We start from the raw sequence: 19152 nt of genomic DNA on the forward strand, positions 1-19152 counted from the left end.
CCCACTGGGCCCACCCGCCGTCCACCCGCCCGCCTGAAACTGCACCCAGCAGGCAGACACCTCCTGTCGAGCTGCCGACGGTCGACCCTTAGGGCAGGTGTGGGTTGGGGGAGGCGAGGCCGATGTCGTAGGCGTAGATGACTGCTTGGATCCGGTCGCGGGCGCCGATCTTGGCGAGTACGCGGCCGACGTGGGTCTTCACCGTCGATTCGGACAGGTGCAGGCGCTCGGCGATTTCCGGGTTGGTCCAGCCGGTGGCGATGGCGATCAGGATCTCGCGTTCGCGGTCGGTCAGCAGTCGTACTTTCGCGTCGTCGGTCAGGCCGTCCGGGGCGGTGCGGGGCAGCCGGCCCGCGTACGCGTCGAGCAGGCGCCTGGTCAGACCGGGTGCGATGATCGCGTCGCCGGCCGCTACCGCGCGAATTCCGCCGAGCAGTTCCTCCGGGCGCGCGTCCTTGAGCAGGAAGCCGCTTGCCCCGGCGCGGAGCGCTGCATGCGCGTACTCGTCCAGGTCGAAGGTGGTCAGTACGAGCACCCGCGAACGGTTGCCGCTGGCCACTATCTGCCGGGTCGCCTCGATCCCGTCCATGCCGGGCATCCGGATGTCCATCAACACCACGTCCGGGCGCAGCTCGGCGGTCCGGCGCACTGCCTCCGAACCCGTACCCGCCTCACCCGCGACCTGCGTCTCCGGCACCGACTCCAGCAAAATCCGAAGCCCAAGCCGATGCAACGGCTGGTCATCCACAATCAGCACGCTGGTCACCGGACCTCCCGCCCTGTGCGGTGGAGGCGAGGGGGCGAGGCAGCTGTGCGGTGGAGGGGAGGGGACAAGACCGCTGTGCGGTGGAGGGGAGGGGCGGCTGTGTGGTGGTGTGGAGATGGTGTGGCGGCTGTGTGGTGGTGTGGAGGGGGCGAGGTGGTCATGGGGTTCGCTCCGGGGTTAGTTCCAGGTCGGTTTCGAGTGACCAGCCGCCGGCTGGGGTTCGGCCTGACTTCACGACTCCGCCGTAGAGGGCGGCGCGTTCGCGGATGCCGATCAGACCTTGTCCAGCAGCGGAATCGGGCGCCGGCAGCAAGCCGGCGGACGGTCCGCTGTCCTCGACCCGGATCCGCAGCCGGTCCTGCACAACCTCCAGCGAAACCTTCGCCGCCGTATCCGGTCCAGCGTGCTTCAGCGCGTTCGTCAGCGCCTCCTGAACAATCCGGTACGTCGCCAACTGCAACCCACGATCCGCCGGCAACTCACCCACAGTCCGGTACGTAACCTCCGGCCCCGCGGCCCGAATCCGCTCGCACAGTGCATCCACGTCCGCGATCCCCGGCTGTGGAGTCAGCTCCGGTACGGCAGCCTCGTCGCGGAGCGCCCCGAGCGTACGCCGCAAATCATTCAACGCCTCTCGGCCCGTCTCGCCGATCAAGGTCAGCGCCTGCTCGGACCGATCCGGATTCACGTGCGCCGCGTACGCACCGCCGTCGGCCAGCCGGATGATCACCGACAAGTTGTGCCCGAGGATGTCGTGCATCTCGCGCGCCACCCGCGCCCGCTCGCCCGCCACGGCGAGCATGCTGCGCTGATCACGCTCGATCTCCAGCCGGGCCGCGCGATCCCGCAAGCCGGCGAGCTGCGAGCGTCTGATCCGCACCACCAGCCCAAGCGCGATCGCGGCCGTGGTCGCACAGACGAGGAAGAACGCCACCTCGGGTACGGACGTGACCGAACTGAGCCGTACGACGGCGAGCGTCAGCACCGCGACCGTGATGGCGCACGCCCAGAGCAACCGACGCAGCGAACTGTGCAATGTGAGGCTGTACAACGCGATCAGCAAGGCGACGTCCGCCCGCAAGAACACCTGCAACGACCACTGCACCGCGAAAACGGTCGCGGTGAGGACAAAGGCAACCATCGGTGCGCGCCGCCGCAGCAGCAGCGGCAGGATCAGCCCGAGCTGGAACGCGACGACTGCCAGCACCGGCAGCTGGACGAACACCCCGTTGATCTCGCGCGGTGCGTCGTGGCGGATCAAGTCCGGCAAACAGAACAGCAGGAAGGCGCCGATGACCACGAGCGTGTCGAGCGCCCATGGGCGGGCGCGGTCGGCGCGGCGCAGCCGTCCGCCGATCCGGCCGAGGCGGATCACCCACGGGTGCCGCCACAGCGGATCCGGATCAGCGACGGACTGCACGTTCTCGCCGGTCACCGTACCCACGGTTCCATTGTGACCGGCCGTCAACACCATGTCGTCGACCATGCCGTCGCACCGTCAGGCGTCGCTCCGTGCGAGGCGCCAAGCGGCGGCCGCGAGCACCAGCACGGTCCACGCGATGAACACCACGAAACCAGGCCCTGCTGACAGCGTGTGAGGATCATGATGCAGTACGTACATCGACCGCCCCGCCTCACTCGGCAGGTACGGCTGGATCGCGTTGCCCCACGACTTCGGCAGCAGCGAGATCAGGCCGGGTACGAGCATCAGCGCCCCGACCAGCGCCGAGATCGCCCCGGCGACCGACCGGATCAACGTACCGAGCGCCACCCCGATCACGCCGATCAGCGCCAGGTAGAGCACCGCCCCCAGCAGACTCCGCAGTACGCCCGAATCGGAGATCGTCAGCGCCGCGCGGGTCGAGTGCAGGATGCCGCTGTCCACGAAGAAGCTGATGAAGACGCCGACGGCAGCAACCACCAGCGCGACCACGCCGTACACGGCGGCCTTCGACCAGAGCACAGGCAGCCGGCGCGGTACGGCGGCCAGCGTCGAGCGGATCGCGCCGGTCGAGTACTCACCACCGATGACCAGCACACCCAGTACACCGAGAGCGAGCTGCGACAGGGGTACGCCGAACAGCGACAGGCTCAACGTCGTCGCGTCGGCGAAATCCGGATCGAGCTGACGGCCGGACGTGACGCTCGAGCGGTACCGCAGCGCGGCAATGATGCCGAAGGCAATCAAGAAGAGCAGGCCGAGACCGAGCGTGATCCACGTGGATCGCAAGGACCACAGCTTGGTCGATTCCGAGCGCAGGACGTGCGCGGTGGTGACCCGGTACCGCGGTTTGGCGCCGGCGCTGGGAGCGTGTTTTGCCGGGGGAGAGGTGGTCGCGGTCATGCCGCACGCTCCTTGAGTTCGGTGGTGCCGTGGTACACGACCTCGTCGCGGGTCAGGTCCATGAACGCCTTCTCCAGCGAGACCTTCTTGGTGGTCAGCTCGTACAACGCGATGCCGTGCTCGGCCGCCTTGGCACCGACTGCACGCGCCGACAGGCCGTTGACCTCCAGCTCCTCCGAGCCCGCGTGCCCAAGGATCTCGACGCCTGGTCCGGCCAGTACGTCCCGGAGCTTCGCGGCGTCGGCGGTGGACACGCGTACCGTGTCGCCGCCGGCTTCGCGGACCAACTCGTCGACGGTGGTGTCGGCGAGCAGGCGGCCGCGGCCGACGATGATCAGGCGGTTGGCGACCAGTGCCATCTCGCTCATCAGGTGCGACGAGACAAACACGGTCCGCCCCTCCGCGGCCAGCCGGGTCAGCAGGTTGCGGATCCACAGCACGCCTTCGGGGTCCAGCCCGTTCACTGGTTCGTCCAGCATGATCGTCGCCGGGTCGCCGAGCAGCGCGGTGGCGATACCGAGGCGCTGGCCCATACCGAGTGAGAACTGGCCGGACCGCTTCTTCGCGACCGACTGCAGCCCGGTCAACTCGATCACTTCGTCGACGCGGCGCTTCGGGATGCCGTGCGTCTGCGCCTGGGCGAGCAGATGGTTGTATGCTGACCGCCCCGGATGCGCGGCCTTCGCCTCCAGCAGCGCGCCGACTTCCTGCAGGGGAGCGGAATGCTCCTTGTAGTGCTTGCCGTTCACGGTCACGGAGCCGGTCGTCGGTGCATCGAGCCCGACGACCAGCCGCATCGTCGTCGACTTGCCGGCACCGTTCGGTCCGAGGAACCCGGTCACGGCGCCCGGCCGGACGGTGAACTCGAGCCCGTCCACCGCCGTCGTCTCGCCGTACTTCTTGGTCAGCTGTTTCGCCTCGATCATGGTCCCAACCTAGGAACCACAACCGCCCCGAACCGTAGTACCGCGGCCTGATCTTCGGCCCGGTCGTGGTACCGCGGTACTACGTCCGGCGGGCGTCAGCCGAAGGTCTTCAGCAGGATCGCGATCGCCTTCTTCTCCGCGGCCGGGTCCTTGGTCTCGCGGACCGAGCTGAACAGGCCGTCGTTCTGGCTGTCGATGTACGTCCACGCCTTCTGGTCGAGCGGCTTGAGCTTCTCCTCGTCGTCGTCCCAGGCCTTCTCGTACGCGTTCACCTTGCTGTTCAACGCGGCCTGATCGTTCTTCGCCGCATCCGTGTTCATGCCGGCGACGAGCGTACGGAACTGGGCCACCTCCGACTTCGGGAAATGTGCGGTCGCCTGCTGCGAGGTGAGGTGTACGTTCGCCTCGGCCGGGTTCGGCCCCTCGTTCTCGGCGGCGGCATTCGCATGCGGCTGCGCCGACGCCCAGTTGAGCAGGATGCCCGCCGCGATCGCCGACGCCGCCATCACGCCGACCATCGGCCATTCGCGGGACCGCTGGTGGTACTTGGGCTTGCGGTCGCGGTGCTCGTGTCCTTCGATCACATCGGACTTCGTCACGGTCAGGTACACGACGGTGGCCAGGATCGCGCCCAGGAAGATGATGCTGGTGACGAGCGTACCCAGCCCGAGGCCCTTGTCCGGCACCTTCGGGGACGCCAGCCAGTCGCCGAGGTTCGCGCCGAGCGGACGGGTCAGGATGTAGGCCAGCCAGAACGCCAGCACCGGGTTCGCGCCGAAGCGCCAGCAGCTGACGATGATCGCGATCAGCGCGAGCGGCAGCAGTACCGACACGCCCGGGCTCCAGCCGGTGAGTTCGAGGGTCCAGTCGCCGGCCGCGGTACCGAGCGCGAAGGTGACCAGGACGGCCAGCCAGTAGAACGCCTCGCGCGGCCGGGTGACGATGCTGTGGATGGACAGGGTCCGCTCACGGCTCCACCAGATGCCGAACACGACGGCCAGCGCGACGGTGAACACCGACGTGCTGATCCACAGCGGCACACCGAGCTGGTCGGTGAGGATGTCGGTGTACAGCGTGCCGGTGACGCTGACGACCACGACAGTGAGCCAGTACGCGGCCGGCCGGTACCGGTTGGTCCGGACCTGCCAGGTCAGAACCGCGGCGAACACCACGGTGAAGATGACTGCGGTGGCGAGGAGCCCGACGCCGAGCTGCATGTTGATCCAGTCGGCGAAACTCTCTCCCACGGTCGTACAGAGGATTTTGATCAGCCAGAACCAGACAGTGACCTCGGGCACTTTGTTGAGCAGTACCCGTGGAGCGGCCGTACGGGACGCGGTATCTGTTGTCATGCGGGCCAGGCTTGCGCGTCGTACCTGCACACAACCTGATCAGCTGGTGAATTACCTGACTGGGAAGCGGATTTCCACGTGACCGTTGCCGTCGGCCACCGCCTGGACGCCGATCCCGGTCGCGGTGGCGATCCGGCGGACGACCGCGAGCCCGAGGCCGTGCCCGTCCGAGCCGCTGTGACCCGGCGCGAAGACCTGGTCGAGTTCGTCCGGCTGGAACCCTGGGCCGTCGTCGATGACATGGACGACGGCGCGGTCGCCGACGATCTCGGCGCGGAGCGTGACGGTGGTTCGTGCGTGCCGGGTGGCGTTGTCGATCAAGGGCGCGAGTACGGCGGCGGCGACGTCCGCGGGCACGGCGAGTTCGAGCTCGGGCGGGGCGTCGAGCCGAACGCTGCCGACGCGGATCTTGTCCAGGACAGTCGTGAGCCGGCAGCTTGCTTCGTGGCGCGCACGGGATCGGGCCGCGTCGAGGATCGTGCTCACGGCGGCGCTGAGCCGGTCGGTTTCGGTCAGGACGAGTTGCGGATCGACCTGCGTACCGGCGAGCTCCGCGAGCTGCGCCTCGCCGCGAAGGACGGCCATCGGCGTACGCAGTTCGTGCGCGATCTCGTCGGTGAGCCTGCGTTCGTCGGCGATCGTGTCCGATACCCGGTCGAGCAAGCGGTCGAACGTCTGCGCCAGCTCGCCGAACTCGTCCCGTGGTGGTCCGGTCCCGAACCGCCGGTCCGGGTCGTGATCGCCCCACTCGTCGGCCAGCGTGGACATCCGGCGGACGACGCGCAGCGCCCGGCTCACGACCAGGTACGCGACGCCGCCCGCGAGCACGATCGCGAGTGCGCCGAGGATCAGCGACATGACCAGACTGCGTTGCTCGGAACTCTCGTACGGTGTGAGGTCAACCATCACGACCGCGGTGACCTGATGGCCTTGCACCGGTACGGGTTCGGCATACAGCAGGAAGTGGTCGACGGTGACGAATTCGGAGCGGTTCGACTGCCCGAGGCGCTCGACGGTGGTGGCCGTGGCGGAGTGCAGTACGCCGTCGAGCAGGCGGCCGTCCGCGTACACCCAGGTGACCGTGTCGAACGCGTCGCCGGTGCCTTCGACGCTGCGAATCTTGCCGTCGGCAACTTCCACGGTGGCGGCGACGGCTTCGGCGCGGGTGCGGGCGAGTGTCCGGGTGTCGGCTTCGGTGGCCCTGGTCAGGAGTACATGGCTGAGTACGACGAGGACGGCGACGACCAGCGTCGCGGTCAGGACGGCGAGCGAGACGATCCGGGCGCGGAACCCGGTCAGTCCCATCGGTACCCGACTCCGCGTACGGTCGCGACCCGGTCCGCGACGCCGAGGCGATCCAGTTTCACCCGGAGCCGGCGCAGGTACGAGTCGAGGGTGTTCTCGCTGACGTACGCTCCGTGCGGCCAGCCGGCGGCGACCAGGGCATGCCGGCGGACGACTTCGCCCGGTACTGAGATCAACCGGCCGAGCAGCCGGAACTCGGTCGGTGTCAGCGGCTCGCCGGTTTCGCCGCGACGTACTTCGTGGCTGGTCGGGTCGAGCACGACCTCGTCGACCGTGACCGCGACGGTCGTCCGGCGCAGCAGGGCCCGGATCCGGACCAGCAGCTCCGGGATGTCGAACGGCTTGGTCAGGTAGTCGTCGGCGCCGGCCTCGAACCCGCTCACCTTGTGATGCACGCCACCGAGCGCCGTCAGCATCAGCACCGGCGCATCCACGCCGTGTGCCCGCAACGCGAGACAGACATCTCGCCCATCGGCATCCGGCAGCCCGACGTCCAGGATCACCACGTGCGGCGCGGGATCGAGCCGTCCGAGCAGCTCGGTACCGGACGCGGCGGCGGTCACTGTGTGTCCGTCACCTTCCAGGGCGCGCCGCAGTACACCGCGCAACGCACGATCGTCCTCGCATACCGCAACCCTGGCCACACCCTGCACCGTACCGGGTGCGTCAGCGTGGGCCGGCGCAGGTCAGTCGGGCCGGTGCTTGATCTGCATTCCGGGGCGGCGGCGGTGGACGGTCAGGTACGACAGGCCGTCGGCGCCGGCCGTGATGTCGCGTCGTGATCCGTGCGGGAGCCAGACCAGACTGCCCTCGGCCACCGGTTCTCCGATGGTCCCGCTGCCTTCGACAACGACCAGGAGGACGTCCAGGTCCGGTTCGACGTGTTCGCCGACGTGGCGGCCGGGTGGCAGGTGGACGAGGTTCGCGTCCAGTTGCCGGCCCGATTCGGCCAGCTTCCACCACGCACCGCTCTCCGGCGCGTCGGCACCCCGGCGTCCGTCGGTGAGGATCCGTGCGGTCGGCTCACTCTCGTCCACGACCCAAGTCCTTGTCTGTCGCTGCTGTAAGGTTCAAGTTATGTCATCGCCGGGACAGCCGCAGCGCCGGGCCACGTTGAAACTGGTGGCCGAGTCGCTGGGGGTTTCGATCACCACGGTCTCGAACGCGTTCAGCCGGCCGGACCAGTTGTCGGAGGCGCTGCGGGAGCGGGTGCTCGCCGAGGCGGCCCGGCTGGGGCTGAGCAGTCCGGACGCGGCGGCGCGCAGTCTGCGGCTGGGGCGGCCGGCGTCGGTGGGCGTGATGTACACGGATCGGCTCTCGTACGCGTTCTCTGATCCCGGCGCGGTGCTGTTCCTGCAGGGTGTCAGCCGGGTCTGCGAGGAGAACGGCCAGGAGTTGGTGCTGATCCCGAGTACGTCATCGGCCGACGCCGCGGCGACTGCGGTCGGCCGGTCGATGATCGACGGCCTGATCGTGTACTCGGTCGCGGACGATGATCCCGTACTGGCCGCAGCGGCTGCCCGGCGGATGCCGCTGGTGGTGGTCGACCAGCCGCGGATCAGTACGCTGCCGTGGATCGGGGTCGATGACGAGAAGGGCTGTCGTGCGATCGCCGAACACGTGATCCGGCTCGGCCATCGCCGGCTCGCGGTGCTTTCGACGGAGATCGACCGGGATCGGCGCGGTGGGCGGGCGACGGTGGCGCGGCAGGAGGCGATCACGTTCGCGACGACCGCGGCCCGGCTGCGCGGGTACCGGACCGCGGCGGAGGACGCCGGTCTCAGCTGGTCGAAGGTTCCGGTGGTGGAAGCCCGGGAGAACTCCGAGGCGTACGGGTACCAGGCGACCGCTGCGCTGCTGCGGAGCAAACAGCGGCCGACGGCGGTGCTGGCGATGACCGACCAGCTTGCGTTCGGGGCACTGCGGGCCGCCGCGAAGGCCGGGTTGTCCGTACCGGAGGATCTGTCGGTGGCTGGGTTCGATGACATTCCGGCGGCGCGGAGTGAGCCGTACCTCACGACGGTCGCGCAGCCGCACGAGGAAAAGGGGCGGCGTGCTGCTGAGCATCTCCTTGCGCAGCTTGGCGATCGGCCAGTGCCGCCGCTGCAGCAACAGTTGTCGACAATCCTACGGCTGCGTGAGACCACTGGTGCCGCACCATTTTCATAGCGTGTGGCCGCCGTTGACTGCGATGCGTTGGCCGGTGATGAAACCGGCGTACGGTGATGCCAGGAACGCCACGGTGGATGCGACATCGTCCGGTGTGCCGAGGCGGTACATCGGGACGCCGGCGCCGTACGCATCCTTGTCCTGTTGAGGGACCGCCGCGTGCCGCTCGGTCGGGATGAAGCCGGGGGCGACGAGATTGACGGTGATTCCGGCCGGACCGAGTTCGCGCGCCCAGGAACGGGTCAGTCCTAGTTGAGCGCCTTTCGCCGCGACGTACGCGCTGCTGTTCGGCGTACCCAGCTCGAAGGCTTCGGAGCCGATCGAGATGATCCGCCCGAAACCTTGCCTGCACATCGCGGGGACAGTTGCCTGGGCCAGCAGGAGCGGGCTGTGGACGAAGTAGTCGAGTTGGTTGAGCATGAGGCCCCAGGTCAGGTCTTCCAGTTCGACATCGGGTTGGGGGCCGGTCGCGTTCAGTACGAGCACGTCGATCGAGCCGAGGGTGGCGACGACCTGGGAGTGCAGCTCGGCGACCTCGTCGGGTCTGGTCACGTCGGCCTGGAAGATCTCGGCCACGCCGCCGGCTTCGGTGATGCGGGCGCGGACGTCCTTGGCGGCGGCGCGGCTTGAGTTGAAGTTGATGGCGACGCTGAGGCCGTCGCGGGCGAGTGCTTGGGAGATCGCCGCGCCCAGGCCGCGCGATCCGCCGGTGACCAGGGCAACGGTCTTCCCCGTTGGGTGGTTGGTCATGCGTTGGTCCCTGAGAGCGTGTTGATGGTGCGGCGTACGCCGCTGATCAGGTGGTTGAGCTGGTGCTCGGTGAGGTGGGTGTAGATCGGTAGCTGGACCTGCTGCTCGAAGTACACCTTTTCGGCGACGGGGCACTCGCCGTACCGGTGACCGAGCGCGCGGAACTCGGGCAGCAAGTGGATCGGGAAGTAGCGGAGCACGATCTCGATGCCCTCGACCTGTTCGAGCAGTTTGATGAAGTCGTCCTTCAGTGCGCCGACTACCGCCGCGTCGTAGAAGATCGTGTAGAGGTGGTAGACGCTCGGTGCTTCCGGCCGGGCGCGCTGCAAGGTGATGCCTGGGATGTCAGTCAGGCCTTCGTCGAGGCGGTGCGCGATCTCTTGCCGGCGTGCGTTCAGTTGATCCAGTTTCGCCAGCTGGGCCAGGCCTAGGGCGGCGGAGACTTCGCTCATCCGGTAGTTGTTGCCGATCAGGTACCGGTCGTCGCGGTAGCTCTTGCTGAAGGCGGAGCGGACGTGCGGGTCGCGGTAGTACGCCGGCTGCCGGTACGGGCCGATGCGGTCGGACTCGCGATCGACCAGCGGTCCCCAGGTGTGGATGGTGCCGAGTTCGCGGGCCTTCTCCGCGTACGCGTCATCGTCCGTGACGAACGCACCGCCCTCGCCGGTGGTCATGTTCTTCAACGAATGAAAGCTGAAGCAGCCGATGTCGCCGATCGTGCCGACCCGGCGGCCCTTGTACGTGGCGCCCGGCGCGTGCGCGCAATCCTCGACCACCGACAGGCCGTACTTGGTGGCGATCGCCATGATCGGATCCATATCGACCGCGCGGCCGCCGTGATGCACTACCCAGATCGACTTGGTCCGTGGGGTGACGAGCGCCTCGACCGAGTCCGGATCGAGGTTGAGGCTGTCGGGGTCGATATCGGCGAACCGGATCGTGCAACCACGCGCCTGAAGCGGCCAGGTGGTGACCCAGAACGTCTGCGGCGTGGTGATCACCTCGTCGCCCGGGCCGAGCTCGAGTACTTGCGCGGCGAGGAAGAGCGCGGTCGTGCAGGAGCTGGTTGCCTGGGCGTGTTTGGCGCCGAGCATCTCAGCGAACCGGCCCTCGAACTCACGGCCGAGCGGCCCCATCGCAAGCGTGTCACGAGTGAGCGCGCTCGTCACCGCCTTGATCTCGTCATCACCGAGCGAGTTGGAGACCCCCGCGTACGGCACCACGAACTGCGTCATTTGCCGATCCCTTCTCAAACGTTCAAGACGACGCTACTGTAAGGTTCAAGACGAGCTGACACAAGAGAAGGAGCACTCGATGAAACTGAAGCTCACCCGCCGCCGCGTGGTGCGGATCGCGGTCCCCACCCTGTTACTGGCACTGGCCGCCGGCTACTCCCAGTACGGCACCGGCCTGACGGATCACCTGAACCGCCAGCCGCCCGTCCCATCCGTCTTCACGGGCAACTGAAGCTCCGCGCCGGCATCATCCGCTCTCACGGGCAACTGAAGCTCCGCCGGGGGCTGGATCACTCGGGGGAATCCAGCTTCCGGCGCCGCACGCCTCGCGGCACTCAGTACCCGCAGCAGCGTTTCAGGGGTCAACCCCTCAGCTGGCCCCTTGACCCCTCGCATGCCGGGGGTCAAGGCACCATTTCAGGGGTTGACCCCTCAGTTGGTCGCTGGGCGCCTCGCGTGCCGGGGGTGACGGGGCCGTTTCAGGGGTTGACCCCTCAGCTGGTGCCTGGACCCCTCGCATGCCGGGGGTCAAGGCACCATGTCAGGGGTTGACCCCTCAGTTTGTCCCTGGGCGCCTCGCATGCCGGGGGTGACGGGGCCGTTTCAGGGGTCAACCCCTCAGTCAGCTCCTGGACCCCTCGCATGCCGGGGGTCAAGGGACCACCTCAGGGGTTGACCCCTGAAACGCCGGTAGGGCACGTGGGGTGTTGGGGCATGCGTGGTGCAGAGGGCGGTGTGGTGGGGGTGAGTGGGGCGGGGTGGGTGTCGTGAACGCGCCGGTGCGGATCGGTGGGCTGTGGTTTGGCGGCGGGTGGTTCGGGTGGGGCTAGCGGGTTACTCGGTCCACCCGGTGGCCGGTGTGGTCGAAGATGTGGAGTTGGGTGGTGTCCAGGGCGAGGTGGACCCGGGTGCCGCGGGGGAGGTCGGTGTCGGCGGGGAGTTCGAGGACCAGGTCGGCGCGGCGGTGGGACGGCGGGCTGATCGGTTCGGCCGGCGGGGGAGTGGCGGGGCGGAGTCGGGAGCGCAGTTTGGCGACGAAGGACGCCGACCGGTCGCGCATCCCCGTACCCGACCAAACCGAATCGCCACCGTCGCCCCGATCCGCCGAACCATCGCCGCCCGAGCCGCGAGCCCTAGAACCATCGCCGCCGGCGCGCCGTCCCGTCGAACGATCGCCGCCCGCGCGCCGGCCCGCTGAACCATCGCTGCCCGTGCGCCGACCGGCCGAACCGTCGCCGCCCGCCCGCCAGCCCCCTGAACCGTCGCCGTCCGCGCGCCGACCCCTAGAATCATCGCCGTCCGCGCGCCGACCCGTCGAATCATCGCCGTCCGCGCGCCGACCCGTCGAACCATCGCCGTCCGCGCGCCGACTCGTCGAACCATCGCCGCCCGTGCGCCGACCCGCCGCACCATCGCTGCCCGTGCGCCGGCCCGTCGAACCATCGCCTGCCGACTGCTGGGCGTGGGCGGGGACGATCCGGCCGACCGTGTCCGGGTCGACGATCTCGATGCCGCACTGGACGAATGCGATCGACTGCTGCCCGTGGAACTCGAAAGCGCGCAGCGTACCGGTCAGTTGATTCGCCGGATCGTCGTCCGTGACCAGCGAGAACGCGCTCGACCGGGCGCCGGCGATCACCCGTGCGCCGTCGTGGTGCCGCAGGATCAGCGACCGCCGGTCGGTGGGGGAAAGCGCGATCGACTGCGTACCGAAATCGAGCGCGACCCGGTGATGAGCGGTGACGTGCACGGTCGCGGCCATCAGGTTGATCCGCGGCGTACCCAGGAACCCGGCCACGAACGCGGTCGCCGGATCGTTGTACACCTGGGTCGGCGTACCGACGTCCTCGATCCGCCCGTCCCGCATCACCGCGATCCGATCGGCCAGCGTGAGCGCCTCGACCTGGTCGTGCGTGACGTAGATCGTGGTCACGTTGAGGTCCCGCGTCATCGCGCCGATTTCCTGGCGCAGCTCCGTACGCATGGTGGCGTCCAGGTTCGACAGCGGTTCGTCGAGCAGGAAGACGTCGGGCCGCCGGACCAGCGCCCGGCCGATCGCGACCCGCTGCCGCTGACCGCCGGACAGGGTGCGCGGCATCCGGTCCAGCACCGAACCGATGCTCAAGACGTCCGCCAGCCCCGCCGCGGTCGAGCTCGCCGCGGCGTCGTCCTGCCCGGCGATCTGCAGCGGGAACATGATGTTCTCTTGGACGGTCCGGTTCGGGTACAGCGCACCGGTCTGGAAGACCATCGCGACGCCGCGGTCCCGGGGCGCGAGCTGGGTTCCGTTGGTACGGCCGAACCACACGTCGCCGGCCGTCACCCGTTCCAGCCCCGCGATCATCCGCAGCAGCGTCGTCTTCCCGCAGCCGGACGGGCCGAGCAGCACGAGGAATTCGCCGTCCGCGATGTCCAGCGAGAGGTCGTCGACGGCCAGGTGTTCACCCTCGAACACCTTGGATACTCCGTCGAGCCGAATCGCCGTCATACAGGATTCTTATCGGAAGACCGGTTCCAGCGGCAAGGACCCGGCTGTAACGAGTCCGCTGGGGGCAGGCCGGGATGATCTTCTGACGTTGCTGACGGCAAATAAGAGGCCGCTGTCTCAGGGTTCGATCAATTTGCGGTCGCCGTTGACGACGGTGGTGAGCACCTTGTCGAGGGTCGGCGTGAGGAGCACGAGGTCGGCGCGGGCACCGACTTCCAGGCGACCGCGGTCGGTGTGGCCGAGGAGGTCGGCCGGGATCGTGGTGGCCATCGCGAGGGCGGTTTCGAGCGGGAGGCCGCCGGGGCCGGTCGCCCAGCGCAGACAGTCGAGCAGGGATGCGCCGCTCCCGGCCAGATAAGGCGTTCCTTGCAGTCGCAGACCGCCATCCGGGGTCACGGTCACCGCGCCGCCAACCGCTGTTTTGTAATCACCCGGCGCGCATCCGGCCAGGGCAGCCGCGTCACTTGTGAGTACGCAACGCCCGGCGCCCTTCGCGCGGACCAACGCCGCGAACGTATCGGGTGGTAGGTGGTGGCCGTCAGCAATCAGCGCCGCGGTCAACCCATCTTCCACCAACTGCGGCCAAATCGGATTCCGATGCCGGTCGATTTGCGCGGGCAGTCCGTTCCCCAAATGAGTACACAATCGCCCACCCGCCGCCGCAAATGCCCGAACTTCCCCACCCGAAGCGAGCGAATGCCCCACCGAGACCACCACTCCCTGATCCGTGAGACGGCGGGTGAAGTCTGGGGCGCCTTGGCGCTCTGGGGCGAGAGTCATGATGGAGATGGCGCCCTCGGCGGCGGTTTGCCAGCGGGTGAACTCGGCGAAGTCGGGGTCGCGGATGACGGCGGGGTCGTGCGCACCGCGGGCGCCTTCTTCGGAGGAAATGTACGGACCTTCGAGGTGCAGTCCCGGCGCTCCGTACGCAACGTCGGGGTCGGCCGCTCTTGCCGCGGCGGCGCGGGTGACAAGGGCGGTCGTGGTCGCGTGGTCGGCGGAGATGATCGTCGGGTACACCGTTGTCACGCCCTGCTGCCGCAGCGCCCGGATCAGCTCGGACAGTTCGCCGGCAGGGCGGTCCGGATCATTCACGTCCAGGCCGCCGTACCCGTTCAGCTGGATGTCGACCAAGCCGGGGATCAGCAGCAGGTCAGGAGCCTCCGGCAGATCGCTGATTTCTTCGATCCCAGCGGCCGAGTAGCGCACCCGTACGCCCCGCCCCGCGGCCGTTCGGCCCTCCAGAACGTCACTCATCCAAAGCCCTCCTCGTACGGTCTGCTGCAGGGTCAACCCAACTGCATCTTGGGACGGACGGCAATACCTGCTAGTTTGCTGCAAACGTTTGTAGCCTATCCCGTCCCGAGGAGTGCACCGTGCCCGACACCAAGATCGAGGACCTGCGGCTCGAGGTCCACGCCGCCACCGCGGACATGGCAGCGGCCGCCGCGGCCCACACCGCCGAGGTACTCACCCGCGCGGTCGCCGAGCGCGGCACCGCCCGCGTCGTGATCGCGACCGGCAACTCGCAGCTCGCCTTCGTCACCGCCCTCGCCGGGCACGACGTGCCGTGGTCCCGGATCACCGTCTTCCACATGGACGAGTACGTCGGCATCGACGCGGAGCACCCGGCGTCCTTCCGGCGCTGGATCCGGGAGCGGATCGCGGCACCGTTCGGCCCGGCGCGGGTCGAGTACATCGACGGCGAAGCACCGGACGTGGCCGCGGAGTGCCTCCGGTACGAGGCGCTGCTCCGGTCCGCACCGATCGACCTGACCTGCATGGGCATCGGCGAGAACGGGCACCTCGCGTTCAACGAACCGGATCAGGCGGATTTCGCGGACGCACGCTGGGTACGCCCGATCACGCTCACCCCGGAATCACTGCACCAGCAGGTCGGCGAGGGTCATTTCCCCGACATCGCCTCGGTACCACCAACCGCCATTTCCCTGACGATCCCGGCGCTGCTCAGTGCACGTACGGTCCAGGTCGTCGCTCCGGAAGAACGGAAGGCGGCCGCCGTACGCAACACCCTCACCCTCCCCATCAGCCCCGCCTGCCCGTCAACAATCCTCCGCCAAACCCCCCACGCCACCCTCTACCTGGACGCCCCCTCCGCCAGCACCTCCGAAGACCTCCTCCCCACCACCGCGTAACCCACCCGCCTAGGTTGCCCCCTGAGGTGCAGGGTTGGCCCCCCGGATTTTGAGGGGGCAACCCTGCGTTTGAGGGGTTGGCCCCTCAGGTGGGGGGTTGGGTGGCGAGGAGGGTGGGGAGGTTGATGGGGCGGTGGGTGGTGAAGGATTGGATCAAGGCGTCGCCCATGGTGACGGCGTACGCTGCTTCGGTGCTGGTTGCCATCAAGCCGAGGGTGGTGGATTCCGCGGTCGGGGTGGTGAAGAGGTCGCGGCGCATCAGTGGGTCGGCGCCGCCGTGGCCGCCTTCCTCGGCCTGCACCTCGATGACGCGGGTCGGGCCGAAGAGCTCGGCAACCGTGATGCGATCCGATTCCGAAAGCGTGGTCCCGTCGACGGTGCGCCCGTGGAGTAGGTCGATCGATCCGTTGGTACCGGCGATGCTCAACCGGAAGCCCTCCCACGTACTCGAGAAGTCGATCGAGTACGTCAGCGCCGCGCCGCCGGGATAACGCACCACCGCGCAGTACGTGTCCTCGATGTCGATCTCGTTGTCGTAGATGTAGAGCGGTTCCGGGTACTGGTTCGGGTAGTGCAGCCCGAACAATCCCGTACGCGCATCATCGTCCGGGAAGGTGCCGGAGCCTTGCTGGGCGAGGTAGTACGGGTCCTTGGCGCGCTGTTCGGCGACAGTCAGCTCACCGGTCGGCCGATGCGGGCCGCTGGGGCCGTAGTAGTTCAGGCCGCCGTAGCCGAAGATCTCCTCGGGCGCCTCGCCGATCCACCAGTTGAGCAGGTCAAAGTGGTGCGAGGACTTGTGCACCTGCAGCCCGCCGGAGAGTTCGCGGCGGCGGTTCCAGCGGAGGAAGTAGCTCGCGCCGTGCCGGAGGTCGACGTGGTAGTCCATCACCACGCGCGTGATCCGGCCGATCGTTCCGGCCTGGATGAGCCGCTTCACTTCGCGGTGCGCGGCCGCGTACCGGAGGTTGTGGGTGACGCGGACTGTGCCGGCCGAAGTGCGTTCGGCGGCGAGTACGGCGCTCGCGGCCGCGGCGGTCGTGACCATCGGCTTCTCGGTGATGACGTCCACGTCGCGGGCGAGCGCGCCGAGGATGTACTGCTCGTGGGTGTGATCCGGTGACGTGACGATGACCGCGTCCGGGGTGATCTTCGCGAGCATCTCGTCGTAGTGCGCGACGTCGAAGTACGGGATCGGTGCGCGGCCGAGTCGTTGCAGGGCCTGGTTGAACTCCGCGACCCGGTCCGCGTCGGCGTCGACGATCGCGACCACGTCGGCGTACGCGGAGAGGTCGTCTTCGTCACTGCCGTAGCCGAAGCCGCCGTCGGCGGTGCGGTCGGTCAGGCCGAGGATCGGGAGGACGAAGCTGGCCAGGCCGCGGTTGGACAGGCCGCACACGGCGTACCGGCGGATCGGGGACATCGGGTCTCCTTAGTTGTCGAGCAGCCGGCAGCACGCACTGTCGGCGGCGAACAGGTCCAGACTCTCGAACAGGGTCCGTGCGATCACCCGATGGCCGCGGCCGCTCGGGTGGGTCGGGTCGGCCATCCACTCCGCCGGTGCCCAGCCCTTGCCGGCCGCGGTCCAGTGCGCGAAGTGGTCGACGAGCGTTGCCTTCCGGCGGGTGGCGACGGTTCGGATGGCTTCTGCGTACGCGGGGAGGTGGTCGCCGAGGTTGTAGCGGCTGGTCCTCAGTACGGCGGTGGGTGTCTGCGCTACGACTAGTGCGCCGGTGTCTTGGAGGGTGGCCAGCAAAGTGTCGTACTGGTCGGCGAACTTGGTTAGGCCGTCCGGACCGGCTTTTGCGTCGTTGGTGCCGACGCCGATCAGGACGAGGGTGGGGGATTGGGCTAGGGCTGGTTCCAGTCGGCCGAGGGTGTCGGGGGTGGTGGCGCCGGAGACGGCCCAGCGGACGAAGGAGTCGGTGGTGCGGTTCAGCTCGTACCTGACTCGTTCCTCGAGGAGCTGTACGTAGTCGCGCTCGGCGCCGGTCCAGTGCGCGCCCTGCGCGATGCTGTCGCCGATCGTCGCCCAACGGATCGGTTCGTCGGACTGCACGGCGGCCGTTACGGCCGTACTCCCGGTCCTGTTCGCCATGACGGACACGATAGCAACATTCTCTGCTATTGCGACAAACGTTTGCAGTCCGTATTGTCCAGCGCACCGCCTCCGTTGCAGAGGAGTCCGCCCGTGAACAATCAGCCTTTCGACCGACCTTCCGAGCGACCTTCCGGCCAGCCCTTCGACCAGCCTTTCGGCCGGTCTGGTGCCGGTGGTTCGGGAATCACTCGCCGCGGTTTGCTTGCCGGTACGGCTGCCGCCGTGCTGGCCGCAGGTACGGCAGCAGAGGCGAATGCCCTGCCGCCAACGACAACCGCCCGCGCCGGCCTCGCCGCTCGCACCGACCTCACCGCTCGCTCCGACCTCACTGGACGCACCGACCTCACTGGTCTGACTCTGCCGGACCCGCCCGCGGCCGGGATCGCTCGCGGTCAGGTCTTCGACAATGCCATCCCGGACCGTTCGGTGTACGCCGGCCTGGTGTCGTTCGTCTGGGGCGCGTCGAGTCTGGCGCAACCGGCCGGCGCGGTCCCGTCGGCGTACATGCCGGCCTTCCGTGACTTCGACAAGACGCACACACTCGCCTGGTACGAGGCCAATCACCCGGACTGGATCGTTTACACGGCCAACACCCCGGACCGTTCGGCGGTGGCGTGGGAGTTCAACAACCAGACGTACGTCCCGATCGATTTCCAGAACCCGGATGTACGGACCTTCTACTGGGACTCGTTCGTCCAGCCGAAGATCGACGCCGGATACCCGATCATTGCCTTTGACAACATTGGCACGTTCAACGGTTATGGGAACGCCGGGCACTACCGGGGCTCGCAGTGGGTCCAGCAGTACATCGGTGGTTCCGCCGGGCGGGTCGACTCCGCGTGGTCGACCGCAGTACTGGACTGGATGTCGTACTTGTCCCAGCGGTTGCACGCCGCCGGTATCGGGATGGCCGCGAACATCACCTGGAACGCTTCGGTTCAGCTCGCCGACATGCTGCAGGCAGTCAGCTTGGTCGATGTGTACGTCGACGAGCAGGGCTTCACCGCGCATCGGCCGGGGAACTACAACGACGCCGCGTGGGACGACAAGTACAACTTCACCCGGCAGATCGCCGGCCAGACGCTGCATCTGGCGATCAACCAGACCACCGAAGACACGCTCGCGAACGCTACCCAGGCGCAGATCGACTGGGCGGTGGCGAACTATCTGCTGTACCGCGAGCAGAAGAGCATGTTGACAATCTGCGGCGTCGGCGAATACCACGTCTTTGTCGATTGTCAACAATTGCACACCAATATCGGTGCGCCGTCCGCCGCGCCGGTGCTGGATGCGTCCGGCGCTTACACCCGGCGGTACCAGCGGGGGATGACGTTGGTGAACAAGTCCGCCTCGGCGACGGCTGTGGTCACGTTGCCCGCCGGGACGTTCACGGACCTGCACGGCAACACGGTCTCAGGCCAGCTGTCGCTACCGCCCAACTCCGGCAGCGTGCTGGCGAACTGATGCCTGCTGGCCAACTGATGCCTGCTGGCCAACTGATGTGTGCTGGCCAACTGATGTGTGCTGGCCAACTGATGTGTGCTGGCCAACTGATGTGTGCCT

18 protein-coding genes are annotated in these 19152 nt (G+C 68.1%); 4 read left to right on the forward strand and 14 right to left on the reverse strand.

Annotated features, from left to right (window positions below; translation table 11 throughout):
- Nucleotides 1-88 precede the first annotated feature (88 nt).
- The 8 genes from ABD260_RS31990 to ABD260_RS32025 form a co-directional block, all read right to left on the reverse strand.
- Nucleotides 89-766, reverse strand: coding sequence for a response regulator (locus tag ABD260_RS31990; RefSeq protein ID WP_344239649.1), 678 nt, complete (start codon nucleotides 764-766; stop codon nucleotides 89-91).
- A gap of 157 nt (nucleotides 767-923) precedes the next feature.
- Nucleotides 924-2210 (reverse strand): sensor histidine kinase, encoded by a 1287-nt coding sequence (locus tag ABD260_RS31995; RefSeq protein ID WP_344239651.1) that lies wholly within the window; start codon nucleotides 2208-2210, stop codon nucleotides 924-926.
- Between the two features lie 54 nt (nucleotides 2211-2264).
- Nucleotides 2265-3110 carry a hypothetical protein gene (locus tag ABD260_RS32000; RefSeq protein WP_344239653.1) on the reverse strand — a complete coding sequence of 282 codons (846 nt, stop codon included), beginning with the start codon at nucleotides 3108-3110 and terminating at the stop codon, nucleotides 2265-2267.
- Nucleotides 3107-4036, reverse strand: a complete 930-nt coding sequence (locus tag ABD260_RS32005) for an ABC transporter ATP-binding protein (RefSeq protein ID WP_344239655.1) — start codon at nucleotides 4034-4036, stop codon at nucleotides 3107-3109. Before ABD260_RS32005 ends, ABD260_RS32000 begins: the two co-directional genes overlap by 4 nt.
- Nucleotides 4037-4131: 95 nt before the next feature.
- Complete coding sequence (locus ABD260_RS32010; protein WP_344239658.1) at nucleotides 4132-5388, reverse strand: COG4705 family protein; 1257 nt, start codon at nucleotides 5386-5388, stop codon at nucleotides 4132-4134.
- A 51-nt stretch (nucleotides 5389-5439) separates the two neighbouring features.
- Nucleotides 5440-6693 (reverse strand): sensor histidine kinase, encoded by a 1254-nt coding sequence (locus ABD260_RS32015; protein ID WP_344239660.1) that lies wholly within the window; start codon nucleotides 6691-6693, stop codon nucleotides 5440-5442.
- Nucleotides 6684-7337 carry a response regulator transcription factor gene (locus ABD260_RS32020; protein ID WP_344239662.1) on the reverse strand — a complete coding sequence of 218 codons (654 nt, stop codon included), beginning with the start codon at nucleotides 7335-7337 and terminating at the stop codon, nucleotides 6684-6686. Before ABD260_RS32020 ends, ABD260_RS32015 begins: the two co-directional genes overlap by 10 nt.
- Before the next feature lie 42 nt (nucleotides 7338-7379).
- The gene (locus tag ABD260_RS32025; RefSeq protein WP_344239664.1) at nucleotides 7380-7730 is read right to left on the reverse strand and encodes a cupin domain-containing protein; all 351 of its coding nucleotides are present in this window, start codon (nucleotides 7728-7730) and stop codon (nucleotides 7380-7382) included.
- 40 nt (nucleotides 7731-7770) lie between these two features.
- On the opposite strand from ABD260_RS32025, the gene ABD260_RS32030 reads away from it, so the two are divergent.
- Nucleotides 7771-8862: a LacI family DNA-binding transcriptional regulator gene (locus tag ABD260_RS32030; RefSeq protein WP_344239666.1), complete on the forward strand. Its 1092-nt coding sequence runs from the start codon at nucleotides 7771-7773 to the stop codon at nucleotides 8860-8862.
- Here the strand turns inward: ABD260_RS32030 and ABD260_RS32035 are convergent.
- Entirely contained in the window at nucleotides 8857-9612 is a 756-nt protein-coding gene (locus ABD260_RS32035; protein ID WP_344239668.1) for an SDR family NAD(P)-dependent oxidoreductase, read from the reverse strand. The two genes, ABD260_RS32030 and ABD260_RS32035, sit on opposite strands and share 6 nt — an antisense overlap.
- The gene (locus ABD260_RS32040) at nucleotides 9609-10847 is read right to left on the reverse strand and encodes a DegT/DnrJ/EryC1/StrS family aminotransferase (protein ID WP_344239670.1); all 1239 of its coding nucleotides are present in this window, start codon (nucleotides 10845-10847) and stop codon (nucleotides 9609-9611) included. The genes ABD260_RS32035 and ABD260_RS32040 overlap by 4 nt, the downstream gene beginning before the upstream one ends.
- A 79-nt stretch (nucleotides 10848-10926) precedes the next feature.
- Here ABD260_RS32040 and ABD260_RS32045 point away from each other — a divergent pair, with 79 nt between their 5' ends.
- Nucleotides 10927-11079, forward strand: coding sequence for a hypothetical protein (locus ABD260_RS32045; RefSeq protein ID WP_344239672.1), 153 nt, complete (start codon nucleotides 10927-10929; stop codon nucleotides 11077-11079).
- A gap of 594 nt (nucleotides 11080-11673) precedes the next feature.
- Here ABD260_RS32045 and ABD260_RS32050 read toward each other — a convergent pair.
- Both ABD260_RS32050 and ABD260_RS32055 read right to left on the reverse strand, forming a co-directional pair.
- Nucleotides 11674-13335: an ABC transporter ATP-binding protein gene (locus ABD260_RS32050; protein ID WP_344239674.1), complete on the reverse strand. Its 1662-nt coding sequence runs from the start codon at nucleotides 13333-13335 to the stop codon at nucleotides 11674-11676.
- A 117-nt stretch (nucleotides 13336-13452) separates the two neighbouring features.
- Nucleotides 13453-14592 carry an N-acetylglucosamine-6-phosphate deacetylase gene (locus tag ABD260_RS32055; RefSeq protein ID WP_344239676.1) on the reverse strand — a complete coding sequence of 380 codons (1140 nt, stop codon included), beginning with the start codon at nucleotides 14590-14592 and terminating at the stop codon, nucleotides 13453-13455.
- 119 nt (nucleotides 14593-14711) lie between these two features.
- Between ABD260_RS32055 and ABD260_RS32060 the strand changes: the two genes are divergently transcribed.
- Nucleotides 14712-15491 (forward strand): glucosamine-6-phosphate deaminase, encoded by a 780-nt coding sequence (locus tag ABD260_RS32060; RefSeq protein ID WP_344239677.1) that lies wholly within the window; start codon nucleotides 14712-14714, stop codon nucleotides 15489-15491.
- An 85-nt stretch (nucleotides 15492-15576) separates the two neighbouring features.
- Here the strand turns inward: ABD260_RS32060 and ABD260_RS32065 are convergent, their stop codons facing one another.
- The gene (locus ABD260_RS32065; RefSeq protein ID WP_344239679.1) at nucleotides 15577-16911 is read right to left on the reverse strand and encodes a Gfo/Idh/MocA family protein; all 1335 of its coding nucleotides are present in this window, start codon (nucleotides 16909-16911) and stop codon (nucleotides 15577-15579) included.
- 9 nt (nucleotides 16912-16920) lie between these two features.
- Nucleotides 16921-17586 carry an SGNH/GDSL hydrolase family protein gene (locus tag ABD260_RS32070; protein ID WP_344239681.1) on the reverse strand — a complete coding sequence of 222 codons (666 nt, stop codon included), beginning with the start codon at nucleotides 17584-17586 and terminating at the stop codon, nucleotides 16921-16923.
- A gap of 93 nt (nucleotides 17587-17679) precedes the next feature.
- On the opposite strand from ABD260_RS32070, the gene ABD260_RS32075 reads away from it, so the two are divergent.
- Nucleotides 17680-19053 carry a hypothetical protein gene (locus tag ABD260_RS32075; protein ID WP_344239683.1) on the forward strand — a complete coding sequence of 458 codons (1374 nt, stop codon included), beginning with the start codon at nucleotides 17680-17682 and terminating at the stop codon, nucleotides 19051-19053.
- Nucleotides 19054-19152 lie beyond the last annotated feature (99 nt).

The organism is Kribbella hippodromi, from assembly GCF_039531045.1.
Lineage (GTDB): Bacteria > Actinomycetota > Actinomycetes > Propionibacteriales > Kribbellaceae > Kribbella > Kribbella hippodromi.